General features: G+C 39.2%; 14 protein-coding genes. 12 read left to right on the forward strand and 2 right to left on the reverse strand.

Annotated elements, in window-relative coordinates:
- Positions 1–4 precede the first annotated feature (4 nt).
- From I7X29_RS02335 to I7X29_RS02345, 4 genes are all read left to right on the forward strand, one after another.
- The gene (locus I7X29_RS02335) at positions 5–5,425 is read left to right on the forward strand and encodes a zincin-like metallopeptidase domain-containing protein (RefSeq protein WP_198472664.1); all 5,421 of its coding nucleotides are present in this window, start codon (positions 5–7) and stop codon (positions 5,423–5,425) included.
- A 3-nt stretch (positions 5,426–5,428) separates the two neighbouring features.
- A complete protein-coding gene (locus I7X29_RS02340) occupies positions 5,429–5,632 on the forward strand; it encodes a glutamyl-tRNA amidotransferase (protein WP_198472665.1) in 204 nt (67 codons plus the stop codon).
- A gap of 23 nt (positions 5,633–5,655) precedes the next feature.
- Complete coding sequence (locus I7X29_RS15600) at positions 5,656–5,778, forward strand: hypothetical protein (RefSeq protein WP_262482412.1); 123 nt, start codon at positions 5,656–5,658, stop codon at positions 5,776–5,778.
- 65 nt (positions 5,779–5,843) lie between these two features.
- Positions 5,844–6,059: a hypothetical protein gene (locus I7X29_RS02345; protein WP_198472666.1), complete on the forward strand. Its 216-nt coding sequence runs from the start codon at positions 5,844–5,846 to the stop codon at positions 6,057–6,059.
- A 353-nt stretch (positions 6,060–6,412) separates the two neighbouring features.
- Here I7X29_RS02345 and I7X29_RS02350 read toward each other — a convergent pair whose 3' ends face one another.
- The gene (locus tag I7X29_RS02350; protein WP_198472667.1) at positions 6,413–7,579 is read right to left on the reverse strand and encodes a tyrosine-type recombinase/integrase; all 1,167 of its coding nucleotides are present in this window, start codon (positions 7,577–7,579) and stop codon (positions 6,413–6,415) included.
- A gap of 307 nt (positions 7,580–7,886) precedes the next feature.
- Positions 7,887–8,513: a helix-turn-helix domain-containing protein gene (locus I7X29_RS02355; RefSeq protein WP_198472668.1), complete on the reverse strand. Its 627-nt coding sequence runs from the start codon at positions 8,511–8,513 to the stop codon at positions 7,887–7,889.
- 122 nt (positions 8,514–8,635) lie between these two features.
- Between I7X29_RS02355 and I7X29_RS02360 the strand changes: the two genes are divergently transcribed.
- The 8 genes from I7X29_RS02360 to dnaG all read left to right on the forward strand — a co-directional run bounded on the left by I7X29_RS02360 (position 8,636) and on the right by dnaG (position 15,033).
- Positions 8,636–8,854, forward strand: a complete 219-nt coding sequence (locus I7X29_RS02360) for a hypothetical protein (RefSeq protein WP_198472669.1) — start codon at positions 8,636–8,638, stop codon at positions 8,852–8,854.
- A 145-nt stretch (positions 8,855–8,999) separates the two neighbouring features.
- A complete protein-coding gene (locus tag I7X29_RS02365; RefSeq protein WP_198472670.1) occupies positions 9,000–9,230 on the forward strand; it encodes a hypothetical protein in 231 nt (76 codons plus the stop codon).
- The gene (locus tag I7X29_RS02370; protein WP_198472671.1) at positions 9,128–9,445 is read left to right on the forward strand and encodes a hypothetical protein; all 318 of its coding nucleotides are present in this window, start codon (positions 9,128–9,130) and stop codon (positions 9,443–9,445) included. The genes I7X29_RS02365 and I7X29_RS02370 overlap by 103 nt, the downstream gene beginning before the upstream one ends.
- 2 nt (positions 9,446–9,447) lie before the next feature.
- The gene (locus I7X29_RS02375; RefSeq protein WP_198472672.1) at positions 9,448–10,101 is read left to right on the forward strand and encodes a master DNA invertase Mpi family serine-type recombinase; all 654 of its coding nucleotides are present in this window, start codon (positions 9,448–9,450) and stop codon (positions 10,099–10,101) included.
- Positions 10,102–10,144: 43 nt separating this feature from the next.
- Positions 10,145–10,750 (forward strand): master DNA invertase Mpi family serine-type recombinase, encoded by a 606-nt coding sequence (locus I7X29_RS02380; protein WP_198472673.1) that lies wholly within the window; start codon positions 10,145–10,147, stop codon positions 10,748–10,750.
- Positions 10,751–10,757: 7 nt separating this feature from the next.
- On the forward strand, positions 10,758–11,516 hold the full coding sequence (locus tag I7X29_RS02385) for an HNH endonuclease signature motif containing protein (protein WP_198472674.1): 759 nt from the start codon (positions 10,758–10,760) through the stop codon (positions 11,514–11,516).
- On the forward strand, positions 11,513–11,839 hold the full coding sequence (locus I7X29_RS02390) for a hypothetical protein (protein ID WP_198472675.1): 327 nt from the start codon (positions 11,513–11,515) through the stop codon (positions 11,837–11,839). The genes I7X29_RS02385 and I7X29_RS02390 overlap by 4 nt, the downstream gene beginning before the upstream one ends.
- 2 nt (positions 11,840–11,841) lie before the next feature.
- Positions 11,842–15,033 carry a DNA primase gene (gene dnaG / locus I7X29_RS02395; RefSeq protein WP_198472676.1) on the forward strand — a complete coding sequence of 1,064 codons (3,192 nt, stop codon included), beginning with the start codon at positions 11,842–11,844 and terminating at the stop codon, positions 15,031–15,033.
- Positions 15,034–15,152: the final 119 nt, after the last annotated feature.

Genomic DNA, 15,152 nt, shown 5'->3' on the forward strand with positions numbered 1-15,152 from the left:
TACAATGAAAGAATTTATTGCCCTACACAACCGCACTGTATCACGCGACGAAATACAAACCGTTATAGCCCTTGCCAAAGAACAAAACAACACCGAAGTCATCTATCGCCTATCCAAAATCCTCAACGATCACCCCGATAGCAACCGCTTCAATATCAACATCATCAACTACCCCACCGTAGGGGCGAATAGCAATTCGCCCTTAAATACAGCACTTGCGGGCACACGCCATTCAGGCGACTACCGCGAAGCCCTCGACGAATGCGGTCGCCTAAAAAAAGGCTGGCACTTTGTAGACGGCAAAGTCGTAAAAGTGCAAAAACGTAGCGGTTTATTATCACAATACACCGAAAAAGAGTTTGGACACCCATTTACCAAAACACTCAAAGCAAAGTTCAAAGAATTAAACTGGAAATACGACAGAAAAAACAAACGTTATTATACCCCCGTTCCCGAAAACGAAGCCGAAAAAGAACAACAAGCCCAAATGTTCGCTTTCATCGAACAAGAAAAAGCAACATTAGAGGTAAATAAACCAGAAAAATCGCCTAAAACCCCCTCCGACAAGTCCGCCCCGTCCGACTCGTCCTCAAAAACCTATACCGCTGAAACATTCGCTAAAGACTTAGATTTTAACACCATTAAACGCTCATATAGTTGGATTTCATTTGACCCTGACGCTCACGCTGAAAGAGATATTAAACAATGGGGCGAAATGTTCTATAGTCTATATAATTCACTATCTGGAGAAGCTAAAAAGCAAGGTGTTTTAGAAAAGTATAATAGCGCGTTTAACAACGGGTATAACTCGCTATTGAAACTCGAAAGAGAAATAATAGCAACTCGTAGCAAAACATTTAGCACGGCTATTACTGGAGGAGCAGGTATTACCGAAAAACAAATTTCTACTAATGAAAAGAGAATGCGCCTGCAAATTGAAAAAAGCGAATTATGGAGCCAAAAGTACGACAAACTATATAATATATTAGAGAAAATAGCTAAAAACAAACCCGCAGACCTATACCAAGAGGGTGATGTTATCAAGAGTACAGATAACAACGCGACAACAAAGCTACAGCAGAAGCTAAAAATGTTACAAGACAGAAAAACAATGTTAAAAAACGGCGTTGTAGCAGCTAAAGAATATCAAAAAAACAAAGATTTATCAGTATTCAAAAAATATAACATTGACAAAGAAACAACAAAAACTATTGTTAATCATATAGATAAGGGAGGCAAACCAACTGAAAAAGATATGTACAATTGGTTTACAATGCCATACCTCAATAGAGATATTAAGGAAGTGGAAAAACGTATTGCAATCCTCGGAAAAAACCAATCACAAGGAGAAAAGGAAACACTTATTGAGGGTGGAAAAATAGTATATAATGGCGAAGCACAACGCCTACAAATATTCTTTGACGGTATCCCCAGCAAAGAAGTGCGCGAAGCCCTCAAATCTCACGCTTTCAAATGGGCTCCCACCGCCAAAGCGTGGCAACGTACCCTTACCGAAAACGCCAAATATGCAGTAAACCAATACCTAATAAAAACTGGTATACTCAAATTGCGTACAGCCTTATCTGCACCACATCAAGAAGACGAAATCGCCTTCCTCTCCGCCGCTGGTATCGAATACTTCCCCGAAGCCCCCGATGACGAAACACAAGGACTCGGAAAGCCAGTGCCCGCAGCCGATATATACAAAATGGTAACCGATAAAATAATCGGTATGCTAAAATCAGCCAGCCCCACCGACTATCACCGCGCGTGGAAAGACGACGTTTTCTTTATACCTATCAATTACGCCAGCAAAAAACCATATCGAGGCGTAAACCGACTATTGTTGCAAGAACGCATAGGCTTTGCAGGAGCATTTCGCAACCCCTACTTCCTAACATTCAAGCAAATCAAAAAACACAAAGGAACCCTAAAAAAAGGCGCAAAAGGCTATGAAGTAATATATTACTCAATCCGCTATGTTGTCCCAGCCGACAAAAATAGCGGGCGTAAAGCCTATTCTTCTACCAACGCACAAAAAGTACTTGATTTCTTACACAAATATAACCTCCCCGAAAGCGAAGTAACCCGTATCCCAATGATACGCTATTACAACGTATACAACGGAGCAGATATAGAAAACATAGATTTCAAGTTAGACGAACTCCAAATCGGTCGCGCCGTCCCCGATAGCGCCACCGAAAACCGCGCCGCACAACTCATAGTCGAAAACTACCCCAACCCTCCCGCAATCAAGCACGAGGGCAACCAAGCCTATTATAACCCCGCCAGCGACTATATAAAGCTACCCAAACAAGAGCAATTCGATACCATAAACGACTACTACCGTACCCTATTCCACGAGCTCACCCACTCCACTGGGCACAACAAGCGACTAAATCGAGGAATACACCTAATGTTAGAAAAAGACGATTATGCCAAAGAAGAGTTAGTAGCCGAGTTTGGTGCCGTATTCCTATCCGCTTGGGCAGGTATAATGTGGTACAACAACAAAAACCACGCCGCCTACCTCAAAGGCTGGAACAGCGCAATCAAAGAAGCCCAAAACGACAACAAATTCCTAATGCGCGCCGCCTCACTTGCCCAGCAAGCCACCGACTATATCCTTGCACTGGATAAGGACGGCAACCCCGCTTTTCTCAAAAAGCTACAAGGCAAAAAAGCCCCCAAAAACACCCCCAAAACACCCACCGACAAGTCCGCCCCGTCCGACTCGTCCTCAAACAAAAACATTTTTTTAGAAGAATATAGACAACTCAAATCTAAATACCCAGAACACTTGATAATTGTTAGTATGGAAGATCAACAAAACTATACTATGTATGGTAAAGATGCCGTTATTGCAGCCGACATATTAAATTTACAACTTTTAAAGTTAAAAAGAAATGATGAGTTTTCTATTTCAGTAGGTTTTAAATATAAAAATCTTAGAGAATATTTAGAAAAATTAGTAAAGGCAGGGTACAAAGTCGCTCTTGTCGGAAAAGATTTAGATAAACCTAAGAGCTCCCCTAAAAAAAACACCCCCAAAACCCCCACCGACAAGTCCGCCCCGTCCGACTCGTCCTCAAACAAAAACACAAAAAAAAAAGCCCCTCGTACCACCCAGTACAAGGGCGTAAAAACCATACCCCTAACCGACCTATACACCGATGAAAAACGCTTTCAAAACCGCAAAAAACTCAATGAAGAAATAGTCGAAAATATCGTCAATAACTTCAAACCTACCGACCTCGACCCCTTAGTCGTATGGTACGATGAAAAGCAAGGAAAAACCTTTGTATTGGCAGGACATCACCGTTACGAAGCCCTAAAACGTTTAGGACATAAAACCGTACCCGTAAAATACGCCAATGATGATTATCCCACTGAAGCCGATGCTATTCGTTACGCCAAAGAAATAAGCAATGCCAACCGCACCTTAGAAGAGCCTTACGAACGCGCTGCAATCTATCGCAAATACCGCGATGAGGGATATAGTGAAAAAGAAATCAACGAAAAAGCCAATATCGAGGGAAAAAACCGCTCATATATACTCAACCTATCGTGCCTAAACCCCAAAGGTAGCATAATGAGCACCCTCGTACAATTCAGCCAAACACAAAGCAAAGCCGACAAAAACGAAATTGAACGTATTGCCGACTGGATAGGGCAAGCACGCCGTAACGCCCCAGAACTCACCAATGCACACGAGCAAGAAATGTTTGATTTTCTAATGAATAAAGAAGCCAGCAAGCGCACCAATACCAAAGCTAAATTCTTAGAGTATGTACGCGCCTGTTGGAATCCTTTTGCCCCAAGCGAACCTCTAAATCTCGCCCGTATGAAATACCAATCAGAGGGAGAAAAACAGTACGACGAAGAAGTCGAAAACCTAAAGACACAAATCAGCACCTATCAAGGATATATTGATAACCTAAAAGATAGGTTTATAAACCCCTCCAATAAGGACTTTGTAAACCCCACTGCTCCAGACTATATGGCAGTGAAAAAAATCGCCGACGACAAAATCGCCGAATACAACACCAAAATACAATACTATCAGTCCCAACTAATGAAAGTCTATCAAAACAAACAGACCTATATAAAACCAACGGGACAAACAGCACTTTTCGGCAAATACCCCGAAATAAATACTTTAGCTTTCAAAAAAATGAAAGTAACAGAACTTAGAGAATTCACCTTAGAGTTTTATAGACTCTTCCTAAAAGGCAAGAAAAAAGAAATCGAAAAACACTTAAAAGAGGTTGTGTTCACCTCTGAAGGAGGTCGTAAAATAGCCTATGGTGAAGCTATGTACAGTGCCAAAGCAGCCGTAATAGAACATTTGGATACTTTAATTAAAAACTCTACCTATAACAACTGGGGAGATAGAAAAACATCAGACAATGAAGAAATATTAGGTTATCTAAATTTCAAAAGCAAAATTACTATTGACGGCAAAAAACGCCACGTTCGTATTGCTATCAGCGTAGATAAAGATAGGAACTTGAAATTCAAAAGTTATGATGTAGGCAAAAAGAAAAGTGTTTCAACTCACAAAGGGGTGAAACCTTTCAGCGGTGGAGTTGAAACACTTTCTACTGAAAGTGTAGCAAAAACCGTGCCCAATTCCGCACTGTCAGCCCCCGAAGTATTCGTCGAACACTCACCAGACCCCGCCACCCAGTCCGCACCGTATATAACACCCCGTAACAACAGCATTGCCAATAAAATGGCAACGCTCCAAAATCGCACCTTTGAAACATTCATCATCGCAGAGCCACAAATGCAAGCCTTTCTCGGTGATGTAGAACGCAAAAATACAGGTAGCACCGCAATCACAATCACAGGAGGAGCAGGAAGCGGAAAAACACGCTTTGCCTTTCAATTCATCAACGCCCTGGCACAAAACTACAAAGTAGGACACGCCAGCCTCGAAGAGCAACCCGATAGCAAACTATATTTCGACAAAGTACAACAGTACCTCGACCAAACCGCACAAGCCAATGTCGAAGCCCCCGAAATAGAAAATATGCAGGACCTACAAGCCCTCATAGAACGCAACGATGTAATTGTAATCGACAGCTTTACCAAAATACGCGAATGGAACAGAAACTTCTTACTCGATAGAGATTTGCGCAAAAAGTACAACGGCAAGCTATTCCTAATCATATTCCAGCAAACCGTAGCAGGCAATATGCGAGGAGGCACAACCTCCGAGTTCGACGGCGATATAATTCTGTACACACAAGTATTCCCCGACTATCGAGAGAATTACATATACCCGTCCAAAAACCGCTACAACAGCACCCCCAGCGAACAATTGCGCTACAGCGTATATCACCAGCAACTATTACCCAGCGAGTCCACCCCGCCCGACTCCTCCCCAGTAACAAGTAACACCTATGAAGTAATTTATTAGAATATGAGCACCACAGTAGTAACCAAAGTAGTATCCTACCAAGTAGGCGTAGATATATTAGGCTTCCCCATATATCACGAACACCTATTTACCGAAGAACACATCACCGAAGATCACACCAAAAAACACGGCAAGAATATGACCAAGCACCACCGCACACACACCGTCGTACCCCGCATATTCGCCTACATCGTAAAACAATTTTAGTAACCAATAAATAATTATTTAATATGGCAACAACCCGTAAAGTAGGCTTAAAAGCCAATGGAAAATTAAAAAAAGGATTCCGTTACAACGAAAACGGACGAATCGTTAAAGCCAAGGCTACCACCGCCAAACGCAAAAAACGCTAATACCCCTTTTCTCCAGCCCCGTAAGGCTGGTTTTTTTCTAACAAACATTAAAAAACAACAACATTATGAGCATTAGCACCTTTTTAACAATCATTATCTTTGAAATCACTTTTACTTGTCTTTTCCTTTTCTTATGGATACTCCATAATTTTGACAAAATAAGTGATAAACAACGCGATTTAGAGCTACAAGTTAAAGATTTAGAGCGTGAATTTGAAATTTTTAAAAAAGAATTGCAATTGATAATGAGTAAATTACAAAAAACTTTCACTCCCAAGTGAAAGTTTTTTTTGCTTTTTGCTTGCAAAAAACACCTATTTTTTACCCTTACGCACACACACGCACACACACGAATGAACTCCTCTCTGCATTCCACGAACCTCACCTACATACAACACCCATTTCCACTCCCTGCAACATCATATAAAGAGGGGACTTTTACCCTTTGCATACAAAACTCCCCGCACCCAAAAGATATTACATACAGTGAAAAATTAAGTTTGTAGGCGGTTTTGTATGCTTGTTAGTGTGTTGTATTTCAGAGTTTTATATATGTTTTTTGTCCTCTGCATACAAAACATACGATAAAAAAGGCATTTTCACAGCCTCACGCACACACACGCACACACGCACATCAGAACGCAAACGAAGCCCTCTTAACAGTTTCATCAGCAAATTTATTACGGGCGGTGTAGCTTTCCGTAATCTTCAAATCGTAGTGTCGTGCTTGGTCGCGTACCTTAATAGCAGGAATACCACTATTGAGCAGGTCTGTAATCCCAGTATCTTTCAGCGAGTAAAACTGGAATTTGCTATCAAACTTGTGCAGCTTGCGAAACTTAGCCCACTCGTCCGAAATCTTTTTAGGGTTTATTTGGGTAGGACCAGCTTTAAACTTATCGGTGCTAAAAAGGTAGTCGCTATTATTTGCCGTGGTGAGGTGCTGGGCAAGGTCTGGCAAAAACACATCTGGTATGGTAACGCTTTCGGTTTTTCGGTTTTTAGAATTTGTGCCGTCAATTACTATATAGCCACCGTGCAAATATACATCACTTACTTTCAGCTTTGTCAGTTCAGTGCGCCGTATAAAGCAGTAATAAGTAAGCATACAAAGCACGTAGTAATGAAAATTTGTCTCGCGTAGTGTCTTCACTTTTGCTTTAATATCCACCGCCAACACTTCACGTTTCTTTTGCACCTTAGCTTTAGGTTTGATACTTTCAGCAGGATTTGCATTGATAAAGTTTTTGGTTTTGCACCAAAGAAAGAAAGTATTTAAGAATTTCAAGTGATTATTATAGGTACGTGCACTGTTTTTTCTATCGTAGAACAAATAATCTAAATAATTCTGAATTACAAATGTGTCTATTTCGATTACAAACTTAACCAATAGCTTTTTATCTTTTAGGTATTTTAGCAATAAATCAAGAAAAGACTTATAAGAGCGTAACGTATCAGTACGTTTTACCCCCTCTTCTACTTCACGTTCTTGCATTTTAAGAAATAAATCAGCACAATATTCTAATGATTTGTATTTTACATTTGTATCCTCATAGAAAGGAGACCAGCCATTATCTAATTTTTGATTGATAGAAGCGATCATCTTTTTGGCGTACTTTTCACGCTCGCGAGTTGGGGAGAGGGGAGGCACACGTTTGCGAAAACGTTTAAACTCATTTTGAGTCGGAATTTTGGCGTAGAAGACTATAAACCAATTTTCTTTAACACCTTTCTGTAAGACAGCAGGCTTGTAGTCAATAAATATCGTGCGATGAGGCACATTTTTTTCAGTTGTAGACATTTTTTTATTTATGGCTATCTTCCTCGTGCAGGGAAATAGCCACAAAACTGACACAGCTATTTTAAAAAACTTGGCGTAATTAGTTGATTATCAAACTAATTACGCCTATTTTGTAGCGGGAACTGGACTCGAACCAGTGACCTTCGGGTTATGAGTTTAAAACTATATAGTTTAAAAATTCATAACTTTTTGTTTTACAATACTATAAAAACTGATAAACTTGTTAAAAATATAGTGGTTTGTATGCGTTATTAGTATTCGTTTTATCTACCTTTTAGGGTAAAAATCAATTACTTTAGGTATGTTTTTATGCGGTTTTTCTATCCACATTTTCGGTTGAATAAGTGCGTTTTTTTAATTCTTCAACCTCCTGCTTCAATCGTTTTATTTCTTCATCTTTATTTTCAGCTACTTCTTTAAAAATAGCACCATACCCTAATATCAACCAAAGAGGTCTAATTTCAGGAATATTGTCCATTATTTTTTCTAAAAGACTTGCAGGAGTAGGTTTGTTGCCTGAAATAAGTGAAACTAACTCAACATAATCAACATTTATCAATTCTGATAAATCTTGATAATTCATATTTTTTACTCTACAAAGTTCATCCAAACGCAATCCTAATCTTTCTAAGGATGTTTTATCGTGATTTGGACTATTATACCTGCTTAAATCATCTACTATCCAATTTTCAGGTTCTAAAACAGGTTCTTCAAACATATTTCCTTCTCCTGTTTCTAACCATTTTATATTAATAGAAAATTCTTTTTTTAGAGTTTTTTTTATAGATAATGAAACTTTTATTCCCTTTTTCTCTCTATAAATATCACTCAAACTGCCTTGTTTTATTCCTAAAGCTTCGGCAAAATCCTTTTGAGAACTAAAACCTAACTTTTTTTGAACTTCAATTAACCTTTGATTTTCAGATGTTTCCATATAAATATATTTTTTTCTTCAAAAATAATTCTATAAAAATTTTGTAATATATAGAATGTTCTTTACTTTTGCCCTCGCAAAACTGCCTATGCAACTTTGCAGGGGTAAAATTATAGAATAAAATGAATTTGACCAAAGAAATTATTAATTTTTTCTCTGAGAAAGGAGAAAAGCAAACAAGAAGAATGCAACTTGCATTAGCTATTGGTGTTAGTTATGATACTGTAAATAGGTACATAGATAACAATAATAAGAAACTTGACACTACAAAATGTAGAAGTGCACTTGTTGAAATTACAGGAGTACCAAATGAGAAACTGTTTGAAATGTCTAACCTTTAAATCTATACGTTATGTTTAAACGAATCACTTATTATCATCTCGACCAAGATTGTCGTTTGTGCCGTGTAGAGTTGCACACAATCCTTTTTGGTTTTGTTATCAGTCGCCAGTTTTGCGATGTGATATAACTATTAAATGTTTTTCAATGAATGCTGAAACAGTGTACAAGGTTGCCCAGGCGTTGGATAATACCCAACGAGAACGCTTGCGCCAACTATTGAATACCAATGTAGAAAGCATTCCAACAACTAAAAAGAAAAAGAAGAAACAACTATGGGACGAAAACGAGTTAAGAGAGCGAATCATCGCCGATTTCCAAAGAAGAGCAAGAGAGTTCAAAAACAAATACACCCTCCTCACCTCCTCTTCGAGGTAGCTCCGATAAGTGCTACTGCTAAAGTAAAGACTACCTATAAGGTGTCGGCTGAAAAGCGGAAGATATACAATAACACTTACCGACTAAAATGCAAAGGGTATAGAGTAGAACCGCACAAACATACTATCTATGCCTATAACGAAGAAGTAATGAACACTACACAAGCCAAGAACTTAATGAAACTCGGCTTTGTAGTACAATTAGAAATACAATAACTATGGTATACGGATATATTCGGGTGAGTTCCGATAAACAAACAATAGAGAACCAGCGATTTGAAATTACAAACTTTTGCGTGAAGAAAGGGCTGTTAATAGATGATTGGATTGAAGAAACTATTAGCGGCACCAAAAGTTATAGCAAACGCCAATTGGGCAAGTTGCTAAAAAAAGTAAAGAAAGATGATATTATTATCTGCAGTGAACTGTCACGATTAGGGCGTAACTTGTTTATGATAATGGAAATTCTCAATATATGTATGACCAAAGAGTGCCGTGTATGGACTATTAAAGACAATTACCGCTTAGGAGATGATATACAGAGCAAAGTGCTTGCTTTTGCTTTTGGTCTATCAGCCGAGATTGAGCGTAACCTTATCAGCCAACGTACTAAAGAGGCGTTGGCACGCAAAAAAGCAGAGGGAATGGTACTTGGTAGGCAAAGAGGTTTCCGCTGTAGGCTCAACCCAAAATGTACCGAGAAACACGAATGGATCGTCAAAGAATTAGAAAAGGGTACGCAGAAAAAAATCATTGCTAAAAAATTAAAAATATCAAAAACATCCTTCTATCGTTACCTTGTATATACAGACCTTCATACGCCTGTAAATTGCCAACAGGAAGGATGGAAAGAATATCGAATATATCATTAAACAATAATTTAATAAATGTAGTACAATTAGAAATACAATAACTATGGTATACGGATATATACGCGTAAGCACTGACAAACAAACTGTAGAAAACCAACGCTATGAAATAAAGAATTTTTGCAAGAAAAATAATATGAAAATAGATGGTTGGATTTTAGATGAAGGTATTTCAGGAACTAAAGATCCTGAAAAACGTGAATTAGGAAAACTATTAACAAAGGCAAAATCAGGTGATTATATTCTTTGTTCAGAACTTTCTCGTTTGGGGCGCAGCTTAATGATGATTATGGCCATTTTAAACGAGTGTAGTAAGAAAAAAGTGAATATCTGGACTATTAAAGATAATTATCGTTTAGATAATGATATTAGTAGCGCAGTGATAGCTTTTGCTTATGGGCTTTCGGCACAAATAGAAAGACAACTTATATCTCAACGAACCAAAGAAGCATTGGCACGCAAAAAGGCTGAGGGGGTAGTATTAGGGCGTCCAAAAGGACACAAATCTGCTAAAACTAAACTCACAGGAAAAGAAGAACAAATAATAGAACTTTTAGAAAATAACATTAGTTATAGTGCTATCGGGAGATTAACTAAAGTTCATAGACTTACCGTAGCTTCTTTTGTAAAAAGACATAACCTAAAAAAATAAAATACCTATGAAATCTGTAATCACCCCAGAAAAAGCAGCGTTTATTCGTGAGCATTACCTTAAACTATCAGGTAAAAGAATTGCAAAAACATTAGGTGTATCACCTTATGCAGTTCAGAGATTTATGCGCAAAAATAACCTTAGAATATCAGCTGAATTATGTGCTTTTTTCAAAAGCGAGGGAATAAAAAGACCTCTCAACGAAGAAGAAGTTACTTTTATTCACGAACATATTCGCAATCATTCTTTAAAGTGGATAGCCAAAGCATTAAATAGAAGTTGTGTTACAATTAGAAAAGAAGCACACCGCTTAGGGTATACTGAACTACTGAAAGAAAAATCGCTAATTAGTAGATATCAAAAAGGGAAAATTCCTGAAAACAAAGGTATCAAAATGTCAGAAGAAACTTATGAGAAGGTAAAACACACTTTTTTTAAGAAAGGGCATTTACCTCATAATACCCTCACTGATTATACTGAGGTGATTCGCAATGAAAAAGGTATTTCTTACATCTATATAAAGATACCTGGAGCGAGAAAAGCAATTCCTAAGCACCGTTATCTATGGGAGCAAGCACACGGAACAATACCTAAAGGGTATAATGTTATTTTTAAAAATGGGAATACGCTCGATTGCTGTTTAGAAAATTTAGCGTGTGTGAGCAATGAAGAACTTATGCAAAAAAATACTATTCACCGTTATCCTAATGAGTTAAAAACAGCTATTAAACAGATTTCTAAAATAAAAAAACAACTAACAAAATGAACTTAGACGACTTAAACGAAACCTTATTCAAACTTTTAGACGACATCAAAGAGGAGCGCGTCGATACTTCAAAAGCACAAGCGATGACTAATGTTGCTAATACCATTATCAATTCAGCTAAGATACAGCTTCAAGGAATTAAACAAATGCAAGACTCTGGCATAGTACCTTTAACAATGAAAGACTGTAGTCCGAAATTGTTAGGTGACTTATATGATCAAAAGAGTTCTTTTGCTAAAAAACTCGGCTACTCTAATGTAGCAGAAGCTATTGGAAAAATGGGAAAAGAGCAATTTAATAAACTATTTGAAGAAAGAAACTGATTATGATTAAATCATCAGTCATAGATAAATTATACGAAGCCGACCTTTGTCAAGCTATTGGCAGGGTGTATACCGATGCTTCGTATAAGATACGCAATAACGGAACGGCGGAGGGGTGCTCGCCTTTCAAAAACGAACGCACCCCCAGCTTCAAGGTTTCCAATGTAAAGAATATATGGAAAGACTTCGGTTCGGGTAAAGGAGGTACAAGCATTATCGACTTTGTCCAAGCCTATAAGGGAGTTGATTTCCTCGAGGCGGTTAAACTCGCCTGCGAAACCCTCAACATTCCTATAGAATACGAGAAAGAAACCGACGAGCAAAAAGAAAAGCGCACCCAAAAGCAAAGCCTTACACAAATACTCAAGAAAACTGCCGAAATATACCGTCAGAACTTTGTGAGTTTGCCCCCTGAGAGCGAAGCCAAGAAGTATATGCTTAGCCGTAATTTCACCGATGAGATTGTGGATAACTTCGGTATAGGGTATGCCTTGGCAGGCTTGTACGAGGCTTTCAAAGAGCAGGCTATCGTGAGCGATGGCGAAGCATTAGGGCTGTTGCGCAAGAATAACCAAGGCAACTATTACGACTTCTTCAAAGGGCGTATTATTTTCCCTATTTGCGACAAATATGGGCATTGCGTAGGCTTTGGCGGCAGAATACTTACTAACGATAAGAAGCAACCTAAGTATATCAATAGTGCTGAGTCTGATTTATTCGATAAATCCAACTTGCTGTACGGCTTCCATTTGGCGCGTAATACCATTGCCAATACGGGCGAGGTGTATTTGGTAGAAGGCTATACCGATGTAATGCGTATGCATCAGATAGGGTTTGCCAATACCGTTGCTACCTTGGGCACGGCTCTCACCCCACAACACTTGGCACAGCTGAAGAAACTTTGCCGCAAGGTGATTATCTTCCGCGATAGCGATAGCGCAGGCCAAACGGCTGCCGAGCGCGATTTACAGCTGATATTGCAAGCGGGGTTATTTGCCGAATTAGTGGTATTCCCGTCGGAAGACAAAGAAGATCCTGACAGTATAGGGCAACGCCCCAATGCGGTAGAACTTATCAAATACTCGCGCAACGATGCTATATTGCACCTTATTGGCGAAGCCTACCGTGCAGCCCTCGACCGCTATACTGAAAAACACGGAGAAAGCAAAAAAGCACTGCTATTACCCGAAGACAAAAAAAACCTCACCGAATTGGCTGGGAAACTCGTAGGCTGCATTCCTGACGATACTACCCGCGAGGCGTATACCGAGCAGCTGAAAGAGATGTTTAATGTCAAGATAACCCCAAAAAAGGAGGAAAAACCTAAACATAGTAACAACTCCCCACGCGTTCAAAGAGGGGAAGGAAGTGGTATAGACGGCTCGCTCGATAACTATCTTTTCCCCGATGAAGTAGAAGATCCTTACCTATATAAGAATGAGATAATAGAATATGGACTTTTTCAGCACCAAAACCGCATTTATACATCAGCGGGCAAGGAGGGTAAGGAATACTTTATGTCGATTTCCAATTTCTCTATTGAAATAGTACAGCACATGCAAGATGAGAAGTTCCCTATGAAACTCATACGTATCTGCAACATCTATGGTAGCGAAAAGATTTTTGATATACTTTCCGATAAAATCAACTCCCTACCCTCGTTTAAGAACGTGGTAACCTCATTTGGTAACTACTACTTTTCGGGAACTCCATCTCAGCACGAACGCCTTTTGCGTTATCTTTTCGACCGTATGGGTACAGGGCGTAAGATTAGCATACTCGGCTGGCAAACGGAAGGTTTTTGGGCTTGGAATAACAAAATAGTAATACCCCAGGGCGAAGATATAGTACTCGACAAAACGGGGCTTTTCAATTACCAAAAGACTTGCTACTACATTCCTTCAGCCAATGCCAATTACGAAAATAACGCCTTTATGTACGGCGCGCAAAAGAGGTTTAAGAGTACAGACACTTCGTTAGCCCCTCCTGAATATTTTCGCCAAATGTATAAGGTACACCGCTCGCACGCCATTACGGCTATACTTTTTGGCATTGGGGCTTTTTACCAAGACATTATTGTATCGGGTACGGGCTTCTATCCTCTGCTCTTTCTCTATGGACCTGCTTCAACGGGTAAAGATAATCTATGCGAGGCGGTACAATCACTGATGGGTATTCCTCAAACCGCTATACAGCTTGAGGGAGGAGCGAGCACCATTAAGGCACAAATACGCGAGTTCTCTCAATTTAGCAATGGTATATCGCAACTATCGGAGTACAAGCGCGGCAACCCACAGATTGATGGTGTGCTAAAAGGCTTGTGGGACAGACGAGGCTATAAGCGAGGCACCATAGAAAGCCCCGTAGCTACCGAAGAAGTACCTATCTTATCGGCTACTATCCTTACTGGTAACGATTGCCCCGATGCTGAAGCCCTTATCACTCGCCTACTATGGGAGGAGATGAAGCAACAAGAGTTTGACGACGAGGCAAAAAAACAGTATAATGTGCTGAAAGATATGTGCAAGAAAGGTATATCGGGTATGGCAGACTTCTTTATCCATAAACGAAACTTCTTTGCCGACAAGTTCTTGGAAACTTACCGAGAGGCTAAGAGAAATTTTACCAAAGGAGAACTATTTAAGAATGTGCCTTCGCGTATTACCGATAACCTCTCAGTACTTCGGGCGGTATTCAATATCTTTAAAAACGATTGGATATTTCCTTTTACCGAAGAAGAGATGTTAACGCACTTCGAGATAATGGTAGATAGCCAACGCAAGAAGATAGAAACTGACTCAGCTGCCAATCGTTTTTGGGATTGCATTTTGGTATGTATGCGGCTCACCCAGGGAGAAGCCTTACGAATGGGTATCAACCTGCGCGAGGAAGGTGGCTATCTAAGTTTTAATTTTAGCACAGTATATAGTATAGTGCAACGCCAATGGTTTATACAATATAGAGAGAACGCACCAAGCAAAACCGAATTACGCCGACAGATAAAAGAAGCCGAGAGCTTCGTAGGAGAAGAAAAAGCCGTACGAATAAACCTAACCATCAACAGCCCTACCAGTGCCATTAAGGTAAACATCAACAAGCTGCCTATACGTGCAGAACTCATCGCAGAGATTGAAAATCAACGATTAAGAGGAGAAGTAAAAGACATACAAGACGATAACAATAGTTTTTTCTAATAGACAAATAACCTAAAAATCCGAAAATGAACTATTTTTTTTATAAAAACACGATTTTTTTAGAAAATGGCACTTTTTTTTTCCTACATTTCCTACAAACACTTAATATTATAATAATG

It is taken from the genome of Capnocytophaga periodontitidis, from assembly GCF_016126015.1.
Taxonomy (GTDB): Bacteria; Bacteroidota; Bacteroidia; order Flavobacteriales; family Flavobacteriaceae; genus Capnocytophaga; species Capnocytophaga periodontitidis.